This window comes from Escherichia sp. KTE96 (assembly GCF_000408525.1).
Taxonomy (GTDB): domain Bacteria; phylum Pseudomonadota; class Gammaproteobacteria; order Enterobacterales; family Enterobacteriaceae; genus Escherichia; species Escherichia marmotae.
In genome coordinates, this window is sequence record NZ_KE137149.1 from 1231131 (window position 1) to 1252085 (window position 20955).

General features: G+C 49.3%; 23 protein-coding genes and 1 pseudogene. 7 read left to right on the forward strand and 17 right to left on the reverse strand.

Features of this window, described 5'->3' with window-relative positions; all coding sequences use genetic code 11:
- Window positions 1-122: 122 nt before the first annotated feature.
- Entirely contained in the window at window positions 123-659 is a 537-nt protein-coding gene (gene hpt / locus A1WG_RS08645) for a hypoxanthine phosphoribosyltransferase (RefSeq protein ID WP_000683336.1), read from the forward strand.
- A gap of 40 nt (window positions 660-699) precedes the next feature.
- Here hpt and can read toward each other — a convergent pair whose 3' ends face one another.
- Window positions 700-1362: a carbonate dehydratase gene (gene can, locus A1WG_RS08640; protein ID WP_000651596.1), complete on the reverse strand. Its 663-nt coding sequence runs from the start codon at window positions 1360-1362 to the stop codon at window positions 700-702.
- A 108-nt stretch (window positions 1363-1470) separates the two neighbouring features.
- Here can and A1WG_RS08635 point away from each other — a divergent pair, with 108 nt between their 5' ends.
- From A1WG_RS08635 to A1WG_RS08620, 4 genes are all read left to right on the forward strand, one after another.
- Complete coding sequence (locus A1WG_RS08635; protein ID WP_000150640.1) at window positions 1471-2397, forward strand: ABC transporter ATP-binding protein; 927 nt, start codon at window positions 1471-1473, stop codon at window positions 2395-2397.
- Window positions 2394-3164, forward strand: coding sequence for an ABC transporter permease (locus tag A1WG_RS08630; protein ID WP_000972195.1), 771 nt, complete (start codon window positions 2394-2396; stop codon window positions 3162-3164). The genes A1WG_RS08635 and A1WG_RS08630 overlap by 4 nt, the downstream gene beginning before the upstream one ends.
- 104 nt (window positions 3165-3268) lie before the next feature.
- Complete coding sequence (locus tag A1WG_RS08625; protein ID WP_000901999.1) at window positions 3269-3709, forward strand: PTS sugar transporter subunit IIA; 441 nt, start codon at window positions 3269-3271, stop codon at window positions 3707-3709.
- A gap of 56 nt (window positions 3710-3765) precedes the next feature.
- Window positions 3766-4992: a polysaccharide deacetylase family protein gene (locus A1WG_RS08620; protein WP_001517754.1), complete on the forward strand. Its 1227-nt coding sequence runs from the start codon at window positions 3766-3768 to the stop codon at window positions 4990-4992.
- 3 nt (window positions 4993-4995) lie between these two features.
- Here the strand turns inward: A1WG_RS08620 and panD are convergent, their stop codons facing one another.
- Window positions 4996-5376, reverse strand: coding sequence for an aspartate 1-decarboxylase (panD, locus tag A1WG_RS08615; protein ID WP_000621515.1), 381 nt, complete (start codon window positions 5374-5376; stop codon window positions 4996-4998).
- Window positions 5377-5649: 273 nt separating this feature from the next.
- Here panD and A1WG_RS08610 point away from each other — a divergent pair, with 273 nt between their 5' ends.
- Together A1WG_RS08610 and A1WG_RS08605 are read left to right on the forward strand one after the other, a co-directional pair.
- A complete protein-coding gene (locus A1WG_RS08610; protein ID WP_001517755.1) occupies window positions 5650-6606 on the forward strand; it encodes an Rpn family recombination-promoting nuclease/putative transposase in 957 nt (318 codons plus the stop codon).
- A gap of 95 nt (window positions 6607-6701) precedes the next feature.
- Window positions 6702-6884, forward strand: a pseudogene (locus tag A1WG_RS08605) (hypothetical protein); the annotation flags it as partial.
- 70 nt (window positions 6885-6954) lie between these two features.
- Here the strand turns inward: A1WG_RS08605 and panC are convergent.
- The 15 genes from panC to thpR form a co-directional block, all read right to left on the reverse strand.
- On the reverse strand, window positions 6955-7806 hold the full coding sequence (gene panC / locus A1WG_RS08600) for a pantoate--beta-alanine ligase (RefSeq protein ID WP_000905373.1): 852 nt from the start codon (window positions 7804-7806) through the stop codon (window positions 6955-6957).
- Window positions 7807-7817: 11 nt separating this feature from the next.
- A complete protein-coding gene (panB, locus tag A1WG_RS08595; protein WP_001517757.1) occupies window positions 7818-8612 on the reverse strand; it encodes a 3-methyl-2-oxobutanoate hydroxymethyltransferase in 795 nt (264 codons plus the stop codon).
- A 115-nt stretch (window positions 8613-8727) separates the two neighbouring features.
- Window positions 8728-9951, reverse strand: a complete 1224-nt coding sequence (locus A1WG_RS08590; RefSeq protein WP_001517758.1) for a fimbrial protein — start codon at window positions 9949-9951, stop codon at window positions 8728-8730.
- A 20-nt stretch (window positions 9952-9971) separates the two neighbouring features.
- Complete coding sequence (locus tag A1WG_RS08585) at window positions 9972-10568, reverse strand: fimbrial-like protein (RefSeq protein ID WP_001517759.1); 597 nt, start codon at window positions 10566-10568, stop codon at window positions 9972-9974.
- 17 nt (window positions 10569-10585) lie between these two features.
- Window positions 10586-11188: a fimbrial protein gene (locus tag A1WG_RS08580; protein WP_001517760.1), complete on the reverse strand. Its 603-nt coding sequence runs from the start codon at window positions 11186-11188 to the stop codon at window positions 10586-10588.
- A 14-nt stretch (window positions 11189-11202) separates the two neighbouring features.
- Window positions 11203-11757, reverse strand: coding sequence for a fimbrial protein (locus tag A1WG_RS08575; RefSeq protein ID WP_001517761.1), 555 nt, complete (start codon window positions 11755-11757; stop codon window positions 11203-11205).
- A 12-nt stretch (window positions 11758-11769) separates the two neighbouring features.
- Window positions 11770-14361, reverse strand: a complete 2592-nt coding sequence (locus A1WG_RS08570) for an outer membrane usher protein (RefSeq protein WP_001517762.1) — start codon at window positions 14359-14361, stop codon at window positions 11770-11772.
- A gap of 34 nt (window positions 14362-14395) precedes the next feature.
- On the reverse strand, window positions 14396-15136 hold the full coding sequence (locus A1WG_RS08565; protein WP_001517763.1) for a fimbrial chaperone: 741 nt from the start codon (window positions 15134-15136) through the stop codon (window positions 14396-14398).
- An 82-nt stretch (window positions 15137-15218) separates the two neighbouring features.
- A complete protein-coding gene (locus A1WG_RS08560; protein ID WP_001517764.1) occupies window positions 15219-15815 on the reverse strand; it encodes a fimbrial protein in 597 nt (198 codons plus the stop codon).
- Window positions 15816-16153: 338 nt separating this feature from the next.
- A complete protein-coding gene (folK, locus tag A1WG_RS08555; protein WP_001517765.1) occupies window positions 16154-16633 on the reverse strand; it encodes a 2-amino-4-hydroxy-6-hydroxymethyldihydropteridine diphosphokinase in 480 nt (159 codons plus the stop codon).
- Entirely contained in the window at window positions 16630-18027 is a 1398-nt protein-coding gene (pcnB, locus tag A1WG_RS08550; protein ID WP_206196644.1) for a polynucleotide adenylyltransferase PcnB, read from the reverse strand. The genes folK and pcnB overlap by 4 nt, the downstream gene beginning before the upstream one ends.
- 59 nt (window positions 18028-18086) lie before the next feature.
- Window positions 18087-18983: a tRNA glutamyl-Q(34) synthetase GluQRS gene (gene gluQRS / locus A1WG_RS08545; RefSeq protein WP_032141541.1), complete on the reverse strand. Its 897-nt coding sequence runs from the start codon at window positions 18981-18983 to the stop codon at window positions 18087-18089.
- Between the two features lie 66 nt (window positions 18984-19049).
- Window positions 19050-19505 carry an RNA polymerase-binding protein DksA gene (gene dksA / locus A1WG_RS08540; RefSeq protein ID WP_001155227.1) on the reverse strand — a complete coding sequence of 152 codons (456 nt, stop codon included), beginning with the start codon at window positions 19503-19505 and terminating at the stop codon, window positions 19050-19052.
- A 177-nt stretch (window positions 19506-19682) separates the two neighbouring features.
- Window positions 19683-20387, reverse strand: coding sequence for a DNA/RNA nuclease SfsA (gene sfsA, locus A1WG_RS08535; RefSeq protein ID WP_000396058.1), 705 nt, complete (start codon window positions 20385-20387; stop codon window positions 19683-19685).
- A gap of 16 nt (window positions 20388-20403) precedes the next feature.
- Window positions 20404-20934, reverse strand: a complete 531-nt coding sequence (thpR, locus tag A1WG_RS08530) for an RNA 2',3'-cyclic phosphodiesterase (protein WP_016242576.1) — start codon at window positions 20932-20934, stop codon at window positions 20404-20406.
- Between the last annotated feature and the right edge of the window lie 21 nt (window positions 20935-20955).

Below are 20955 nucleotides of genomic sequence, written 5' to 3' on the forward strand. Positions count from 1 at the left end.
GCTTTATTAACAGATTCCGCCAATGAATAGTTTTGCTGGTATACTGCGTGTCTTGCGCTTTGTTGCGGCGCTGAAACCCGCCCGTGCGAAGTGATTTGTTTTTAAATCATATGGTTAGAGATATGAAACATACTGTAGAAGTAATGATCCCCGAAGCGGAGATTAAAGCGCGTATCGCTGAACTGGGTCGTCAGATTACTGAGCGTTACAAAGACAGCGGCAGCGATATGGTGCTGGTAGGCCTGCTGCGTGGCTCATTTATGTTTATGGCGGACCTGTGCCGTGAAGTTCAGGTATCTCATGAAGTCGATTTTATGACCGCCTCCAGCTACGGTAGCGGCATGTCCACCACCCGTGATGTGAAAATCCTCAAAGATCTGGATGAAGATATCCGCGGCAAGGATGTGCTGATTGTTGAAGATATCATCGACTCGGGTAATACACTGTCGAAAGTGCGTGAAATCTTAAGCCTGCGCGAACCGAAATCGTTGGCGATTTGTACGCTGCTGGATAAACCGTCTCGCCGTGAAGTGAACGTACCGGTAGAATTTATCGGTTTCTCTATTCCGGATGAGTTTGTGGTTGGCTACGGCATCGATTACGCACAGCGTTACCGTCATCTGCCGTATATCGGCAAAGTGGTGCTGCTGGACGAGTAAGTGCGGATGTGCCGGATGTGTTGCATCCGGCATGGCGAATTTATTTGTGGTTGATGTGCTTTAGCTTGAGGTTGGAAATCCCGTGGCGATAACGTTGCTCCAGGGTTTCGCGGTTGGTGGCTGTAACATCCAGATCGCGCAGCAAGCCGTCGTGAATGCCGTAAGCCCAGCCGTGGATGGTCACTTTCTGCCCGCGTTTCCATGCTGACTGCATAATGGTGGAGTGGCCCAGGTTATATACCTGTTCCATTACGTTCAGTTCGCACAGGGTATCCAGACGGCGCTCTGGCGGCATTTCGCCAAGCAATGAGCTATGTTTGAACCAGATATCGCGGATGTGCAGCAGCCAGTTGTTGATCAGCCCCAGTTCCGGGTTTTCAACCGCGGCTTGCACACCACCGCAACCATAGTGGCCACAGATAATAATGTGTTCAACTTCGAGAACATCCACTGCATACTGCACCACGGAGAGGCAGTTGAGATCGGTGTGAATGACCAGGTTGGCAACATTACGGTGAACAAAGAGTTCGCCCGGCTCAAGACCGGTTAAACGTTCTGCAGGAACGCGACTGTCGGAACATCCAATCCATAGAAAGCGCGGTTTTTGCGCTTGTGCCAGTTTCTCAAAAAACCCGGGATCCTCTTCCACCAGCATTTTTGACCATAGTGCATTATTGCTGATGAGTGTATCTATGTCTTTCATGGAGGTTAACGACCTGTAACCAAATAATTACGTTTGGCTAATATAGGGCAACTCCGGGACGATTTAAACCACAGATAAAGTGTAAGAACGTAAGGTAAGTAAAAATTTATGACCATTGCACTGGAACTTCAACAGCTTAAAAAAACCTATCCAGGCGGCGTTCAGGCGCTTCGTGGAATAGATTTACAGGTCGAAGCCGGCGATTTTTATGCGCTTCTGGGGCCGAACGGAGCCGGGAAATCGACCACCATCGGTATTATTAGCTCGCTGGTGAATAAAACCTCCGGGCGGGTCAGCGTATTTGGCTACGATCTTGAAAAAGATGTCGTGAACGCCAAACGCCAGTTAGGACTGGTGCCGCAGGAATTTAACTTCAACCCGTTTGAAACCGTGCAGCAAATTGTGGTGAATCAGGCGGGGTACTACGGTGTAGAGCGCAAAGAAGCGTATATCCGCAGCGAAAAGTATCTTAAGCAGCTTGATTTGTGGGGAAAACGCAACGAACGTGCGCGTATGTTATCTGGTGGGATGAAACGCCGTTTAATGATCGCCCGTGCGTTAATGCATGAACCTAAACTGCTGATTCTGGATGAACCAACGGCAGGCGTGGATATCGAACTTCGCCGCTCAATGTGGGGATTTTTGAAGGATTTAAACGACAAAGGCACCACGATCATTCTCACCACGCACTACCTGGAAGAAGCAGAAATGCTGTGTCGCAATATCGGCATTATTCAGCATGGAGAACTGGTGGAGAACACTTCGATGAAGGCGCTATTGGCGAAGCTGAAATCGGAAACCTTTATTCTCGACCTTGCGCCGAAAAGTCCATTACCGAAGCTCGATGGCTACCAGTATCGGCTGGTGGATACCGCTACGCTTGAAGTTGAAGTGTTGCGCGAGCAGGGGATTAACAGCGTATTCACGCAGCTAAGTGAGCAGGGCGTGCAGGTATTAAGTATGCGTAACAAAGCCAACCGTCTGGAAGAGCTGTTTGTTTCACTGGTTAATGAAAAACAAGGAGATCGCGCATGATGCATCTTTACTGGGTGGCGCTAAAAAGCATCTGGGCGAAAGAGATCCATCGCTTTATGCGTATCTGGATACAAACGCTGGTGCCGCCGGTCATCACCATGACCCTTTATTTTATTATCTTTGGTAACCTGATTGGTTCGCGCATTGGCGATATGCATGGCTTTAGTTATATGCAGTTTATCGTGCCGGGGCTGATCATGATGTCGGTGATCACCAATGCCTACGCTAACGTTGCATCATCATTTTTTGGTGCCAAGTTCCAGCGTAATATTGAAGAATTGCTGGTAGCGCCGGTGCCAACACACGTCATCATTGCCGGATATGTCGGCGGTGGCGTGGCGCGCGGACTGCTTGTTGGCATGCTGGTGACGGCTATTTCGCTATTCTTTGTGCCGTTTCAGGTGCATTCGTGGGTATTTGTTGCTTTAACGCTGGTGCTCACGGCGGTGTTGTTCTCTCTTGCCGGACTGCTGAACGGTGTGTTTGCCAAAACGTTTGATGACATCAGCCTGGTGCCGACCTTTGTGTTAACGCCACTCACTTATTTGGGCGGGGTATTTTACTCCCTGACTTTACTGCCGCCGTTCTGGCAGGGGCTGTCGCACCTGAACCCGATAGTCTATATGATCAGTGGTTTCCGCTACGGCTTCCTCGGCATTAATGATGTGCCGTTGGTTACTACCTTTGGTGTGCTGGTTGTCTTTATTATTGCGTTTTATCTGATCTGCTGGTCGCTGATTCAGCGCGGACGCGGCTTGCGTAGCTAAGTTGATCTCCTCTCCTCCGGATGCGGGGGAGGGGAGTTTTGACGGTTATCACCCTTTATCAACAATGGTCAGGGTAGACTGATTTTCGGCTAAGGAGGAAAGCGATGTTAGGTTGGGTCATTACCTGTCACGACGATCGGGCGCAAGAGATACTGGATGCGCTGGAAAAAAAATATGGCGCACTTATCCAGTGCCGGGCAGTGAATTTTTGGCGTGGTCTTAGTGCCAATATGCTTAGCCGAATGTTATGTGATGCCCTGCATGGGACGGATTCCGGCGATGGCGTGATCTTTTTCACGGATATCGCGGGCGCAGCGCCTTATCGCGTTGCGTCTTTATTAAGCCACAAACATTCCTGTTGCGAAGTGATTTCTGGTATCACGCTACCGTTAATTGAACAGATGATTGCTTGTCGTGAAACAATGTCGAGTGCAGAGTTCCGCAATCGCATTGTCGAACTGGGGGCTCCTGAAGTCAGTAGTCTCTGGCATCAGCAACAAAAAAATCCCCCCTTTGTGCTCAAGCACAATTGGTTCGAGTATTAAATCGCATTCCGATTTTGCTACACTAACGGCGTTGTTTCTCGCCTGGTTGTTTCCTCATGATTAAAAAGTTTATTTTTCTACTGCTGCTGGTTTCATCTGGTGCCGGCGCAGCGCTTCCCATGCGTTATATGCAAACCACTCAGGATGCGGCTATCTGGGGTAAAATTGGCGACAAAACGGTAACTGTTGGTAACATTCGCGCCGGGCAGATTATTTCGGTCATGCCAACCGCAGCCGATTATTATGAATTCAACTTTGGTTTTGGTACGGGATATATTGATAAAGGTCATCTGGAACCGGTACAAGGGCGGCAAAAAGTTGAAGATGGCCTGGGGGATTTGCATAAGCCACTGAGCAACCAAAATCTTATTACCTGGAAAGATACACCGATATATAACGCGCCTGATGCTGGCAGCGCACCATTTGGCGTGCTGGCCGATAATTTGCGTTATCCCATTATTAATAAATTGAAAGATCGCCTGAATCAAACCTGGTATCAAATTCGTATTGGCGAACGTCTGGCCTATATCAGTGCGTTAGATGCGCAGCAGGATAATGGTATTCCTGTATTGACCTACCATCATATTTTACGCGATGAAGAGAATACCCGTTTTCGCCATACTTCGACCACAACGTCGGTACGTGCATTCAATAACCAGATGACCTGGTTGCGCGACAGGGGATATACCACGTTAACCTTGTATCAACTGGAAGGATATTTGCATAATTCGATAAATCTTCCAGCTCGCGCGGTTGTGCTGACTTTTGATGATGGCTTAAAATCGGTAAGTCGCTATGCGTATCCTGTTCTGAAACAATATGGTATGAAGGCGACGGCATTTATTATTACCTCGCGTATTAAACGTCACCCACAAAAATGGAATCCGCAGTCATTACAGTTTATGAGTATTTCTGAACTACGTGATGTCAGCGATGTTTTTGATTTCCAGTCACATACCCATTTTTTACATCGGGTTGATGGTTATCGACGACCAATATTACTCAGCCGTAGTGAGCACAATATTCTGTTTGATTTCGAACGCTCACGCCGGGCGCTGACGCAATTTAATCCGCATGTATTGTATCTTTCTTACCCGTTTGGCGGATTTAATGATAAAGCGGTTAAAGCGGCAAATGAAGCCGGGTTTCATCTGGCGGTGACCACCATGAAAGGTAAAGTTAAACCGGGGGATAATCCATTGTTGTTAAAACGGCTTTATATCTTAAGAACGGATTCGCTGGAGACAATGTCGCGGCTGGTGAGTAACCAGCCGCAGGGGTAATACTCAGGCAACCTGTACCGGAATGGCTTTTGCGGTACGTTTCATTTCGTTGTCGCCTTCAAAGTAGGCGACGTTTGGCCGCCAGGTACGGGCTTCTTCATCCGGCATGGTGACGAAGCTGGCGATGATCACAATATCACCGACGCTGGCGCAGTGGGCCGCCGCACCGTTGACAGAAATAATTCTCGAACCGCGTTCTGCCGCGATAGCGTAGGTGGAGAAACGCTTGCCGTTGGTGACATTCCAGATATCGATGGCTTCGTTTTCGAGAATACCTGCTGCGTCAAGAAAATCCTGGTCAATGGCGCAAGAACCTTCATAGTGCAGGTCCGCATGAGTCACTTTCACGCGGTGGAGTTTGCCCTGCAGCATCGTGCGAATCATAACTTCTACCTTTCTACCCTGTCGTTAACGAAGCAGGCGATGCCTGCCTTGAGAAAATTCTCACGCAGTATTGCCCGATTTTTGTTTAGTGTCTACTCATCTGAGGCCATTTACAGCGGGAGTTTGCGTGCCGCGCCGAAGCCCGCTATGCAACTCCTGTAACCGATTGAAATTTCTCTGAACGCTGCTCGGTAAACAATAAAGAGACGGCTGACGACGGTATACATTGACTGGATACTGCCTTCACGCAAGCCAACATGGAAGACAGGGAAGATGGACGCACCAAGTACCACTCCGCATGACGCGGTTTTTAAACAATTTTTAATGCATGCGGAAACGGCCCGCGATTTCCTGGAGATACATTTGCCAGCGGAATTACGCGAGCTGTGTGATCTCGACACGCTGCATCTTGAGTCGGGGAGTTTTATCGAAGAAAGCCTGAAAGGGCATAGCACTGACGTACTCTATTCTGTGCAAATGCTGGGTAATCCCGGCTATCTGCATGTTGTGATTGAACATCAAAGCAAGCCGGACAAAAAAATGGCCTTTCGCATGATGCGCTACTCTATTGCCGCCATGCACCGACATCTGGAAGCGGACCACGATAAGCTGCCGCTGGTGGTGCCGATTCTGTTTTATCAGGGCGAGGCCACGCCTTACCCACTCTCGATGTGCTGGTTTGATATGTTTTACTCACCGGAGCTGGCGCGACGTGTCTATAACAACCCTTTCCCGCTGGTGGATATCACCATCACGCCAGATGATGAAATCATGAAACATCGGCGGATTGCGATTCTCGAACTGCTGCAAAAACATATTCGCCAGCGCGACTTAATGTTATTGCTGGAGCAACTGGTCACGCTGATTGACGAAGGGTACACTAGCGGAAGTCAGTTAGTTGCCATGCAAAACTATATGCTGCAACGCGGTCATACTGAACAAGCGGATTTGTTTTACGGTGTGGTGAGAGACAGGGAAACGGGAGGGGAGTCTATGATGACGCTGGCGCAGTGGTTTGAAGAGAAGGGTATTGAGAAGGGTATTGAGAGGGGAATTGAGAGGGGAATTGAGAAGGGAATTGAGAAGGGAATTGAGAAGGGGATTCAGCAGGGAAGACAGGAGGAAAGGCAAGAATTCGCCCAGCGTTTTCTGAGTAAAGGGATGTCTCGAGAAGACGTTGCAGAGATGACGAATTTATCTCTTGCTGAGCTTGATAAGCTAATTAACTAAGTTGCCGGCATTATCAGTTATAGCCAGATAATGATTATTATTAACTGACCAGATAATTAAGGGAACCTATGGACATAAAGACACGGAGAGAAACCAGGCAGACGTTGGCGCAGTGGTTTGAAGAGAAGGGATTTCAGAAGGGATATAAAGAGGGACTCCAGAAGGTAAGACAGGAATTCGCCCAGCGTCTTCTGAGTAAAGGAATGCTTCGTGAGGATGTTGCAGAGTTGGCAAATTTACCACTTACAGAGATTGATAAGCTAATTAACCTTAACTAAGTTACCTGTGTTATGACAGATTACGTGGCAATTAATAATTGGCGCTATCAGCCGTAGCGCCAGTTAAGTATTACGCCAGTTCGACCATTTTATTGTCGATCAGGCGAGCATCGCCAAGCCAGGCGGCAATCAGAATCACTGCCCGTTTGCTTTTTTCAGTGACTTCCAGCAACGTGTCGGCATCGCGAATCTGAATATCATCGGCGCGGAAGCCTTTTTCATTCAACTCTTGCCCAGCAATGGCGATAATTTCATCGAGATCCCGCTCTCCAGCCTGCAATTTGTCAGCAATCGAACTTAAAACTTTGTACAGACCTGGTGCAATTTTGCGTTGTTCTGCCGTCAGATAACCGTTACGGGAGCTGAGCGCAAGGCCGTCTTTCGCGCGCATAATCGGCACGCCGACAATCTCAATATCAAAGCCCATATCAGCGACCATTTTGCGGATCAGCGCCAGTTGCTGAAAATCCTTTTCTCCGAAGCAGGCGATGTCTGGCTGGACCAGGTTGAACAGCTTGCTGACGATGGTCGACACGCCACGGAAATGTCCCGGGCGGCTGGCGCCTTCCAGCATAGTGGAAAGGCCGGGAACATCAACATAGGTGTGGGTTTCTGTACCGTTCGGGTAGATCTCTTTTACCGATGGCGCAAAGACCAAATCCACTTTACGCTTGTTTAACTTCTCGCAATCTTCCTGCAAGGTGCGCGGGTAGCGCGCCAGATCTTCCGGGCGGTCGAACTGCATTGGGTTAACGAAAATGCTAACCACCACCACATCGGCGCGGGCTTTGGCTTCGTCGACCAGTTTCATATGGCCATCATGCAGGTTACCCATAGTGGGCACCAGTGCCACGCGCTTGCCTTCCATACGCAGGCGGCGAATTTGCTGACGCAGCAGCGGCAGGGTTTCGATAATTAACACAACGTCACTCCTTAATGGAAACTGTGTTCTTCGCCCGGATAGACGCCGGACTCCACTTCAGCCATATACTGCCGCACCGCAGCACGGATGTCGCCCGTTTCAGCGAGGAAATTTTTGGCGAATTTAGGAATGTGACCACCGGTAATGCCGAATGCGTCGTGCATCACGAGGATCTGTCCGTCAGTGACGTTACCCGCACCAATGCCAATGACGGGGATCGCCAGTGCCTCGGTAATGCGTTTTGCCAGCTCAACGGGTACACACTCCAGTACCAGCAATTGCGCACCTGCGGCTTCTAGTGCTAACGCATCGCTGAGTAATTGGTCGCCAGCCTCATCACCACGCCCCTGCACTTTGTAGCCACCAAAAATATTCACGGACTGTGGCGTTAAGCCTAAGTGACCACATACCGGCACGGCACGTTCTGTCAGCATTTGTACCGTTTCTACCAGCCATGCACCGCCTTCAATTTTGACCATATTGGCTCCGGCACGCATGACAGTCGCGGCGTTTTCAAAGGCTTGTTCCGGGGTGGCATAGGCCATAAATGGCAGGTCAGCCAGCAGCAGGCAATTTGGTGCGCCACGACGTACGGCAGCAGTGTGGTAGGCGATATCGGCAACGGTTACCGGCAGGGTGGAGTCGTGACCCAGGACGGTCATTCCCAGCGAGTCGCCTACCAGCATGACGTTAAGCCCTTCTTCGGCAAACAATTTAGCGAAACTGTAATCGTAAGCGGTAATGGTCGCGAAGCGTTTCTTTTCCTGTTTGCATTTTTGCAGCAGGGAAATCGTAGTTGGTTTCATAACGTTTCCTGATAAATAAATGCCAGATATGCTGGCATTCTATCAGCCGTATAAAGGGGGGCAATCGTTTTAGTGAGCCACATCGCCAGTTGCCTGACGATGTGGCTTATGTGAATTAAGGGTAGGTTATCTGGAAGGTTCCTGTGGCACGGAATTTGCCGGGTCTGATATCCGCTGAACCATCCTGTTTGAGGGTAGCCTGAAACTGGAGTGATTTGGTGGACTGTTTACCTATATCACTCCCACTGTAAGGGTCGTTCATAATATCTTTATAAACAGAGGTGGTATTATTCGGCGCAATAACCATCTGTGCACTTGAGCTTGATTGCAACCCTTCAATTAATACCCCCACGCCGGATGCCGCGTTAGATGTCTCCTGGTTGGCTAACAACTGTTTATTATTGGTGCCTATTTGGGCTGAGGTTAGTTTCACTTCAATATTATGGACATAGGTACAACTAGTCATATTAATATTGAATTTGGCAGGTGCCAGGCCATTTTTAATGGCTTTGGGCAGATGGTTTCCTAATTGCACATCATTGCCGTTGGTTACCGATGTGCCGCCGACGCCTGCAACCGTCGAGGCTGAACAGGTTGGCCAGGCAAGGACCATTCCGGTAGCGGGGATGGTGATGTTGATTTTTTTCGAGTGGCTTTGATTAGGCGTGTCGCTATTATGGAAGTAGAAGTCTACCGCACCGTGTCCACCGTTCTTACTGAGTTGGAAATTAGTTGCCTCTTGGGCGGTAGGGGCAAAATTTTGATCGGCATAGAGATGGATTTTGAATCCCATATTCAGGCCGCCTAAGCGGTAGTAGACAGAATTGTAATCACAACCCGAGCCCCCGCTGTCATATCTTAACTGGGTATCTTTGCCGGTGTTAGTGGGCTGATCAATCCAGATTGGCAATACCGAGGTGGATACTCCGGCACTTGATAACGTCGTAAGTTCGATAACGAAATAGAGCCCATTTATGTTGGTTTTCCAGAGCGTATGACCATCGCCGCTGACCCCTGCGGAAATATAGTTATGAAAAACCTGAATGGCATGATAAGTCGGATCGTCTTTATAGCAATAGACCATTCCTGGGCTTATGAGCCCTGTCCAGTCGTAGACTGCAACTTCCCTCAGACCCGTTTCTTTGTGGACAGCTACTGTCTTACCGAAGCTATTAGTGTGGGAGACATTAAAATCGGCATTAGGGCCGGTAGACTTATACTGGTTGGAGCTACCTTTGACATCATTGCCAACAACCAACGTATAAGCTGATGCCGAAAAAATACAGCCTGCCAGCAATAATGCCAATAAACGGGGTAGCCACTGTATTATTTTATTCATTGTGTATCTCGTCCTTGAATTTATTCGTAATAAACATCGACCAGGACACGACTTCTGACTACACCCGGTTGTGGGGCAAGCGAATTAGCCACGCGTTGCATTCTGGAATAGAACGTCCAGGTCGAAGAGATAAGATCGTCCGAAGTGATGGAAAAAATCGCCCGTGAAGTGCCATCCTGAGCCAAAATGTTGTAAGGCTGAGCTCCTGACTGGGTCGAAAAAATGACGATGCCGACGTTTTTTGCGCCGGTTGATAGTTGTTCATCGTCATTCGCAAAAACCTGTAAATTCCCATTGGCGAGATGGCCGCTTTGGGGAATGAAGTTCATTTTTAACTGCGTAGGCGTTGTGCTTACTGCATCAGTACTGCAGCCAGTAACCTCAATCGTAAATGTTTTCCCGCCACCATATTCCGTTTCAGCGGTAACATTGGCAGGGAAATAATTCAAATCAACGGTACCAAGATTGACTGTCCCACCATCGCTGACCTGTGTCTGGCAGGTTGTGTTGGTCACCGACGCGATAAGATCCAGGTCCTGACCGGCATAACACTGGTTTAACGTTAGGGTTGTTACCAGCCCAGCCGTCAGTGAAAAAATGCGATATGGAAAGAGCACAATAATCGCCTCTTTAGTTATTGATACGAAATGGTCAGGGTGGTCGGTGAATAAAAATCACCGGCGGTGAGATCGGTTTTCACTGTTCCGACCGGGACTAACCGGGCGCTGAGCGGATAGGTCAGCGGCGTTTGGGCGGTAACAGAAGAGAGATCAACCTCGATCGTATTTGGGGTTTTACAATTAAACTGAGTACTCCCAGTGCCTTCTGGTACGGCCTTTGTCCAGACCTCAACTGCCGTTTTCGCAGCTTTCGGCGTTTGTGTTGAGGCATTAGAAAATGCGGCCAGATCCGAATTGGGGCCCGCACAACCAGCCCCTCTTGGTGCCAGCGTTAATAATGCCTTTCTTCCGGGAATACCCGCACAACCGCTAAACTGCAGATCAAATGTTTTTATTTTGGTTTTCGCGAACACTTCAGCAGTTGAAACACTCGCGAAATCAACCGTTTTGGTGCTACCGCTACTGCCAGTATCCATTGTGGTGGTACAGGTCCCTGTCGTAATCAGACTATTCACGGTCAGCCCAACAGAAGGTGTGCCTGCCATTGCAGATGGCGCGACGCTTGCCGCAATCGACGCTGCGGCTAAAACCATTTTCGTAATCACATTCATTTTCATGGTGGCCGTCCTTCTTATTGGTAGGTGAAACTAAACGTAGCTTTGGCGGTAAAATTACCAATCTGTCCCTGGCCTGCGGTTGTTTCACGCAGGGCAACGGTCATCGGTAAACCATTGGTTATTTCATCCGTGGTCCAGTTAAAGCCGGTTGTGCCATCGACTGCCAGATAGTTTTCACCGGTAGTACTTTTGCGCTTAATTCCCATACCGATGTTATTGGCCACTTGCGCGCCAGTTGCTTCGTTTTTAATCAGGTTACCGGAAGTAGATGTTCCGCTAATTCTCGTCGTAATTGTCCCCATACCCGCACTGCATCCTGATGCGACGAGCTTAAAAGTGGTTTCTGCGGCGGCGTTAAAATTAACCAGTTTATCCAGCCCAACGTCAGGAATAGTCAGGCTGTATTGATCGTTACCGTTGTTTGTAATATCGACAGAATCTTTCGCAATTTTCATTGTGCAGGTGGTTTCTGTGACCGTCGCAATAAAATCAACATCAATATTTTCCGCTTGCACGGCCTGGGGCAGGCAGAAGCTGAGCAGAGGAATTGTTATCAGTATCCTTTTCATGGATGCTCCATCTTAGTTTTTTGCCATCCGGCAAGTGAGGTTATTTAAAAACAGCGTCGATCCTGGTTGTGACGTCTCGGGGGCGTCCGGGAAACGGTAACTGGCATGGCACTCAACGGGCTGGCTGTTTTCATACCAGCGAATGGTGAGCACACCCTGATCCTGAATGCCGCGCACATAGGCCTGGCCTCCCTGACCCATGTTGCCAATCATGGCGTCGTTTTCGAAAACCTCAGCAGCAAAAGGAATCGGCTTGCCAGCGTCGCTGGCAATGGTGAGCACTGCCGCGCGGCGCTGATCGGTATCAAATTTCGCCATCACGATAGAGCCGCTGCGCGGTACCGTCATGGCGCTGGTGCTCTTCAGCTCAACGTTGTTCTCTATGGAATCGATATCCAGATCTACCCGGTTTTCACGGTAAGGGCTTAACGAACTGGCGATGCCATAACCCCAGCGGTCAACAGTGCTATTGCTATTATTCAGGCGAGCGCCTTTCGCACCCGGCGCATTTACCAGCACCATGGTGTCGGCATCACTGAAGCTGTCATTCGTGAACGTCAGGCCACCGCTGTGTAATACAAAACCGCCTTCAGCGCTGAGTGAATATTGTCGGCTATTATCGGTGTCTGCTGAGGCAGAAGCGGAGAAGCCGCCATACTGGGAGTCATAGCTCATGTACCCGCCGAGCGAGGTGATATCTTTTGACTCTTTCGCCATTGAGTAGGAAGTGTTTACACTATAAGAGAGAGCGTTATCTTCACTGCCTCCGGAGAGGTTTGTGTTGAACTGATGGTTGCCGTTCAGGTCACTATTGACCTGAGATGTCAGTGTGCGGAACCCTGATTTGGGGCGATATCCGCCGAGCAGATTTTCCAGGGGAATACTGACGCTCAGGTAAACGGAGTCATCTTTTTCACCGTCTTCATTCCAGGTTCTCTGGAAGTTCATACTGAAGCTGCCCCACGATACGCCCTTACTGTAGCCGAAGTTATAATCAGTACGGCTATTGCTTCCGGCCCAATAATCGGTCCAGGTGGTAGACATATACAGCGAGCCCCAGTCGGAATCGGCCATTTTGAGCGGCTGGTTCAGGCTGACAGTAAATTGATTTTTCATGCGCTCGTAGCTGCTCATCGTATTGTACTTTTCACCATCGCGGGCGTGGTTTGCGTCGTCGATCAGTGTCAGTGCATCATGCAGTCCGAGATAATCCTGAGTTGAATAGCGATAGGCTGCCAGGTTGATTGATGTATCTGTCGATTCGATAAGTTTGTTCCAGGTTACCCGATAGCTCTGCCCCTGATACGTCTTATCAGACGGAATTTCTGTACGTGAGTGCGTCACATCAACGGCGAACGCGCCGACCGACGTGTTGATGCCCACCCCTAATAATCCGGCGGCATAATTGTTATCGGTTACCTGAATACCGGTATACCCGGTAAAAAAGTTGTTGAAGCCGTAGTAGTACGAAAACTGGGCGAGGTTAGGCTCATGATGCAGGTCATCGTCAATCACCTGTCCGGCCGAAACATCCCAACGACCAACGCCTGGACGTTGCATCTGAACGACAGAGGAGAATGGCTGGGTAAAGGTGCGTTTGCTACCATCAGCTTCTTCAATAGTCACTAACAGTTCAGAACCGAAGCCGGAGGGGTTAATGTCATCAATCGTGAAGGCGCCTGGTGGTACCGTCGCTTCGTAAATCTTGTACCCGCCCTGGGTAATGGTGACTTTGGCGTTAGTATTGGCAACGCCACGGATGACGGGGGCGTAGCTGGACAGCGAAGAGGGCAGCATACGACTGTCGCTATAGAGTCGTGCGCCACGAACGTTAACTGAGTCGAATGTTTCGCCAGTAGTATATGCTTCACCGACAATCAACTGGGAGCGTAGCGTGGGAAGATCGCGCTGCAGATAGCGGTTCTGAAAATCAAAATTGTTTACGCCGTTTTTATCCCACGAATAGTTGCCACGGGCGCGTAAATGCCATGCCCCGAGGTTAATACCAGAATTAAATGAAGCGTAGACGCTGTCATTACTGTCGCCTGAATATTCGTTGTGATAGGCGTTGATCGAGTAAGAAAGCATTCCGGCGTTAATTCCGGATTCCCACAGCGAGGGATCGACATAACCTTGATAACCTTTTAACACAAAAGCCTGGGGTACAGTGACATCCAGCCGCTGTTCGCCGCCATCAAACCTGACCTGAGCCTGATCGAACGATTTGGCTATATCCAGGCAGTCGCCATCTTCGCTATCGCGCTTGATCAGCACCACGCTGTTATCCGGCTGACGGATATGTAATTGCACCAGGTTTTTCGCCGTTAAACAGGCTGCGGCGCTTTGGGTGCCGACATCAATAAATGGCACGGTAAGGTTGCTGACCGCTTTGTCGTTAACAAAAACGCTGACGTTATAAATTCCCGGCGGTGTCGGGTTGCCTTCAGTATAGCGGGAGACATCAATGGTTGCCGCGCCGCTTCCCATCAGAAAAGAGCTGTCATACTCTACGGCTTCTTCCGCCAACACATAGTTGCTATATATAAGCGCACAGCAGACCGCAAGTAGCGTTTTTTTAGGGATGTTGGTGACACTGTTCGCCATAATCAAGGCCTTATTCCCGCTGATGTCATGAAAGTTATAAAGATGCGGAGCCGTCGATCATGCCGCCGAAGTCGCTGATCGCCTGATAAGTTATTTTTCCGGTACTGACACTGTTGCTCAGACCTTTAACCGCAAATTCCGCCTGGTTAAACGGTGCGACCATGGATGCTTCGACGCTGTATTTTTTGCCGTTGGCATCCAGGGAAATCTGGTTAAATGAGACGTAATAAGCAGTAGGGTTATTTGCCTGGAGAAAGGCTTTCCCTTGCTGTGAGGTCACCTGCCATTTGATTTTGGTTGGTGCTTCAAAGGGTTGACCTTGCAAGCCACTCGGGCGATAAAAAAGTTTGATGCGTGTGCGAAATGCCAGTTGCAGCATGTTGTTGTTGTCACTGGCGTTGTTGCTGATTTTTGGCGGGACTTCCAGCACGTTAAACCAGAACACACTTTCGCGATCGCTGGGCAATGGCGTTGCGCTGGTATAAGCAATTTTTATTGTTTGCCCGCGTTTTGGCTCGATACGCGAAACGGGGGGCGTAGAAGCAAAAGGTACTTTTATCTGACTGGGATCGGCACTATCGTCACCGGTATCAAGCCAGTTCTGTACTAATAGCGGGCGATTACCTTTATTTTCCAGACGCACGCTGACATCTTTTTTATTGGCATCATAAATAATACGTGTACCGGAAATGACAATATCAGCGAACACCGGAGCGCTGGTTAAAAGTGCACTGATAAATAATGCACTCACTGTTTTTTTAACAAAGGGAAACATAAGCACTCCTTGCTATAGTGTAATTATATGGAAACAGGAAAATAAGGTTTGCCTGCTGGCAAACCTTATGCTTATTACACAATTATTTATAAATGATGGTGTACATTGCGTTAGTGGTAACGTGACCAGCAGTAACAGCTGAGCTGTTCGGTGCTTTAACATAAGACGCGTTAAACAGGTATTGACCATCACCTTGTGCATCTAATGTTAATAACTGTACATTAGAGGCGTCATTCATATGGACCTGTTTAGTCTCAGGAGCACCATCTTTGTTTGTCATGTTATGGACAGCAATATTCACGTTTTCTGCCGGCGCAAGACCGTTAACAGTGACGTTCATATTGTTGTTCAGAGTACCGCTGGTATTTGCAAAGCTAATGGAACTCATGGTTAAAGAAGCTTCGCCACCACTGGCTGGAGCACAGTCCACAGAAATCTTAAATTCTTTTGGCAGGAAACCCACTGAAGTGTCGCTAACTTCAGGAAATGCATCAGTAACATTTGCGGTTTTGAGTGTTACTACGCCATCACTTGTGATGCTCTGTTTGCCACCATCAGCAACACCGACTTTACAAGTGCCAGACTGCACAAGGCCGTTAAAGTCGATTTGACCACCATCAGCAGCCATTGCAGATCCAGAAGCAAAAATCATAGCTGCTGCGAGAAGAGTTTTTTTCATTACATGTATCCTTACAAAAAAGTTAAAATATTGCGGGGGGATAATACTGAACGAAAGGGAAAAATGTAATAGCATGTAATTATAAATGAATTGAATATATTTGCGTTGTGTATTGTTTTGTCGTTTTTGTGTGCTAAATAAAAGGAAGTGGCGTGGTTTGTTCTAAGAAATAATATATAAAAAGATATTAATTAATTATTTCTAATTTGTAAATTAAGAATAAATAATGTTTGAAAGGGATAGGGATGTGTAAGATAAATATAATTTCTTATGACCGTAAGTATACCAATTAGCATACCTTGCGGTTATCTTCATTAAGAAATGCATTACAAGGGTAATTACCAGATTTCAGGTTGTACTGTATTTAATTTTGTAAGTATAACTTGTAATGTCTCCCCATCAGGAAACACCAGCTCCGGCGCAATTTCAAACAGCGGCCACAACATAAAACCGCGATTCTTCATATCGTAATGCGGAACGGTTAGTCGTTCGGTATTAATGGATTCATTACCAAACAGCATGATGTCGAGATCTAACGTGCGCGGCCCCCAGCGTTCGGCCTTACGAACGCGGCCTTGCTGCAATTCAATACGCTGTGTGTGATTGAGTAACTCTTCAGGTGCGAGAGTTGTTTCCAGCGCCACGGCGGCGTTTAAGTAATCCGGCTGATCTTGTGGCCCCAGCGGAGGGGTACGGTAAAACGAAGAAACGGCAAGAATGCGGCTTTCAGGAATTTCACCGAGTGCTTTCACGGCAGCATTGACCTGCTCCAGCGGAGAGGCCAGATTGCTGCCTATGGCAATATATGCCACTGTCATGTGGTGCCCTCGCGACGCGGTGCGCGTTTGCGCGGACGACGAGTACGACGGCGCTGTGCTGGTTCTTCATCCAGCTCGGTGAGCATCCCTTTTTGATCTGGTGGCGCAGAAACCTGGAATTCACCCCACCATTTCGCCAGACGTTGCAGCTCAGCGTTGCGTTCCACTTCTGCACGCAGTGCCAGCAGGTCGTAAGCGGCGCGGAACTTCGGATGCTCCAGCAGTTTCCATGCACGTTTGCCCTGACGACGGGACATGCGCAACTGCAACTGCCAGATATCGCGAGTTAGCGTAGTCAGACGTTTCGGGATCGCCAGTGAACGGCAGGCTTCGTCCAGCACATCGTTCATCGCCAGCGCGAAAGCATCGTGATAGGTAAGGCCGCTCTCTTGCGCGATTTTTTGTGCCGTCTCCAGCAGTGGATACCAGAACATGGCGGCAAACAGGAACGCCGGGTTAACGCGCATATCATTATGGATACGCGTATCAGTATTTTTCAGTACCTGCTCAATCATCCGCTCCATTGGGCTGTCGCCATTTTCCGTGAAGTAACGGGTAATGGTCGGGAACAGCGGCTGGAACAGATGATATTCACACAGCAATTTATAGGTTTCGTAACCGTAGCCTGCTTGTAGAAGTTTGAGTGATTCTTCAAACAGGCGTGCCGGTGGGATATCGTTCAGCAGGGTAGCCAGGCGTGGGATCGGTTCTGCGGTTTCCGGGCTGATACGCATACCCAACTTGGCGGCAAAACGTACCGCGCGCAGCATACGTACCGGATCTTCACGGTAGCGCGTTTCCGGGTTACCAATCAGGCGAATCACGCCGTCTTTCAGATCTTTCATGCCGCCAACGTAATCACGGACGGTAAAATCCGCGACGCTGTAATACAGGCTGTTGATGGTGAAATCGCGGCGCTGGGCGTCTTCTTCGATGGAACCGAATATGTTGTCGCGCAGCAACATGCCGTTTTGCCCACGCTGGGAGGTCGTGCGGTCGCTGACGTTGCCTTCGTGGTGCCCACGGAAGGTTGCGACTTCGATAATTTCCGGACCAAACATCACGTGAGCAAGACGGAAACGGCGACCCACCAGACGGCAGTTACGGAATAGTTTGCGCACCTGCTCAGGCGTGGCGTTAGTGGTCACGTCGAAATCTTTCGGCTTTTTGCCAAGTAACAGGTCGCGCACGCCGCCGCCAACCAGCCAGGCTTCGTATCCCGCTTTATTGAGCCTGTACATTACCTTCAGGGCATTTTCACTGATATCTTTGCGGGAAATAGCATGCTGTTCACGCGGGATCACCGTCACCTGTGGACGGGCGACTGCCTGTTCAGCCTCGCTCTCCTCGCGGCTTAGCACCTTGCGGCAAAAATTAGCGACTCGGGTAAAAATAATACACCTCGGTAGTGTCAAACATCATTCAGGACAAAAAAATAGCGGCTAATCATAGCTCAGCATGACGCATTTGAGAATGTTGAATTTACAATTGCCGACTCAGGTACGGCGGTCAGCGTCCAGTTTTTGACGGCTGACTGAAGGATTTGCTCGACGCTGAAATCCTGCCAATGTGTTTCTGCCTGCTGACCAAGAAATTGAAGTGCCGCGATTAGTACCGGGCGCGGGTCGCCTTTTGGTAACGCAGGCGCATGATTCTGCTTGGAAAGTTTAGCGCCTTGTGCGTTAAGCGCCAGCGGCAAATGAATGTAATCTGGCGCTTGCCAGTCAAAAAGCTGGTACAGCGAGATTTGCCGCACTGTGGGTTCAATCAAATCTGCGCCACGGACAATTTCAGTCACGCCCTGGAAGTGATCATCAACCACCACAGCCAGGTTATAGGCAAACAAACCATCACGGCGATGAATAATAAAATCTTCCTGCGCCAGTTTTTCGTCGGCGTGGATAATGCCGCGCAGTTGGTCAGTGAACTGCATAACCGGATGCACCTGCCGAATACGTACAGCCGCGTTGTCCGGGCCATGATGCAATTCACGGCAATGACCGTCGTAGATACCGCCAATACTGTGAATACGTGCGCGCGTACAGGTGCAGTAATAACTTAGTCCTTGCTCACGTAACCAGGCGAGGGCTTCACGATAGGCGTCGTGACGTTGGGATTGCCAGAGAACATCGCCGTCCCAGTGCAGGCCGTAATGTTCCAGTTGGCGCAGGATAGTCTCTGCGGCACCGGGAACTTCACGGGGTGGGTCGATATCTTCAATGCGTACCAGCCAGCGACCTTGCCGGGCGTGTGCTTGCAGATAGCTGCCAAGCGCAGCGATCAGAGAACCAAAATGAAGCTCGCCGGAAGGTGAGGGGGCAAAGCGTCCAATATAGTGTGTGTCTGTCATCTCTTTGAACAAAAAATAAGGCGGGAGCATTTCCCGCCTGTGGTAAACGTGATGGAACAGCTTTAATTAGCCAGCCATCTGTTTTTCGCGAATTTCAGCCAGCGTTTTGCAGTCGATGCACAGATCGGCTGTTGGGCGCGCTTCCAGACGACGAATACCAATTTCAACACCGCAGGATTCGCAGTAGCCGAAATCTTCGTCTTCCACTTTTTTCAGCGTCTTCTCGATCTTTTTGATCAGCTTACGCTCGCGATCGCGGTTACGCAGTTCGAGGCTGAACTCTTCTTCCTGGGCGGCACGGTCTACCGGATCCGGGAAGTTGGCGGCTTCATCCTGCATATGTGTAACGGTGCGATCGACTTCATCCCTGAGTTGATTACGCCATGCTTCCAGAATACGACGGAAGTGCGCCAGCTGGGCTTCGTTCATATACTCTTCGCCCGGCTTCTCCTGATATGGCTCCACCCCAGCGATGGCGAGAATACTCAGGGACGATGTTTTACGGTTTTGCCCTTCTTGCATGTTGCTTCTCCTTAACACGCACTATCGATCCCCATGTTCGGGGGAAAAATGAGGCCGCTATAAATAGCAGATGCTTTTCCGGATAGCAATTATCTAAACGTAACACTTGACAACTGTGTGAGGAAAAGCGTATTTGCGCACGCGACCAGAATGTAAATTAACCAGTTACTTATTCAACTACAGAGTAACGGGCAGTGATTTTTTAAGAGCCATACCTTCAGCAGAAAGTTCCGCCTTATAAGCCAGAATTTCTACCCCCCTCTGTTGAGCCTCTGACAATAGTTGCGCGTATTTCTCATCGATGTGGCGCGCGGGTGAAAACCGTGTAATGGCTGAATGTAGCACGGCGAAAAAAATCACTGCACGCTGGCCTTCAGCCGCTACGCTCATCAACTCCCGAAGATGTTTCTGACCTCGTTCAGTCACTGCATCGGGAAAGTATCCCTGTTCGTTTTCCGCTAACGTAACCGATTTCACTTCAATATAGCAGTCAGGTCGAAACCTCGCCTGTAACATGAAGTCAACACGGCTGCGTTCGGCACCGTATTTTACTTCGCTTTTCAGCGAGCTATAGCCTGACAGCTCCGAAATATTCCCATTAAGGATAGCCTCTTTCGTCAATCTGTTTGCCCAAAGTGTATTGACGCAAATAAATGCACCGTTTTGGCTTTGGGTCAGTTCCCAGGTGTGCGGATATTTCCGTTTTGTGTTGTCGGAAGTTGAATACCAGACGGTATCTCCAGGTGTTGCACAACCGGTCATCGCGCCAGTATTCGGGCAGTGTAGCGTTAATTCCTGGCCATCTGGTGTGATCACATCGGCTAAAAAACGTTTATAACGTTGAACCAGCGTGGCGCGTTGTAGAGGGGGTGAAAATTCCATTGCGATAAAACCCTTGTTATTGCGTCAGTGTCCAGCGTTTTAGCGGCGTGTAGCGTGTGCGTCCTCGGGCAAACGAGGAAGCGTAAAGGGTGAACTCCGTCACCGCATACGACCAGTTAAAGCCAGGCGGCGGGATTGTCACCGCCTCGCTGGCATCGCGCAATAAGGTGATATGCGGATGAAACGGTCGATTGCTTTGAAAACAACCACTGCGCGCTGCTTGTGAACGAAGCATATTCGCCAGTTGGATTAATCCGCGCGGCGGCTGGCGCATACCAAGCCACACCACGCGAGAACGTAGCCACTGACCGGCGTCATCAAGCGTTAGTGTGAAACCGGGTTGACGAATCCGTCCGGCCAAAAGTGAGAGCGCCTTCTCTTTCTCTGCGCTCACTTCGCCTAAAAACGCCAGCGTCAGATGCAAGTTCTCAGCGGCAACCGGACGCCCCGCTTCTGGTGGAAACTGTGCGGCGCGCCAGTGGATAATCTGTCCGCGGATTTCTGCAGGTAAGTCGATGGCAAAGAACAGCCGTTGCGGTTCAGACATGTCAGGCACTCGGTTATGAAT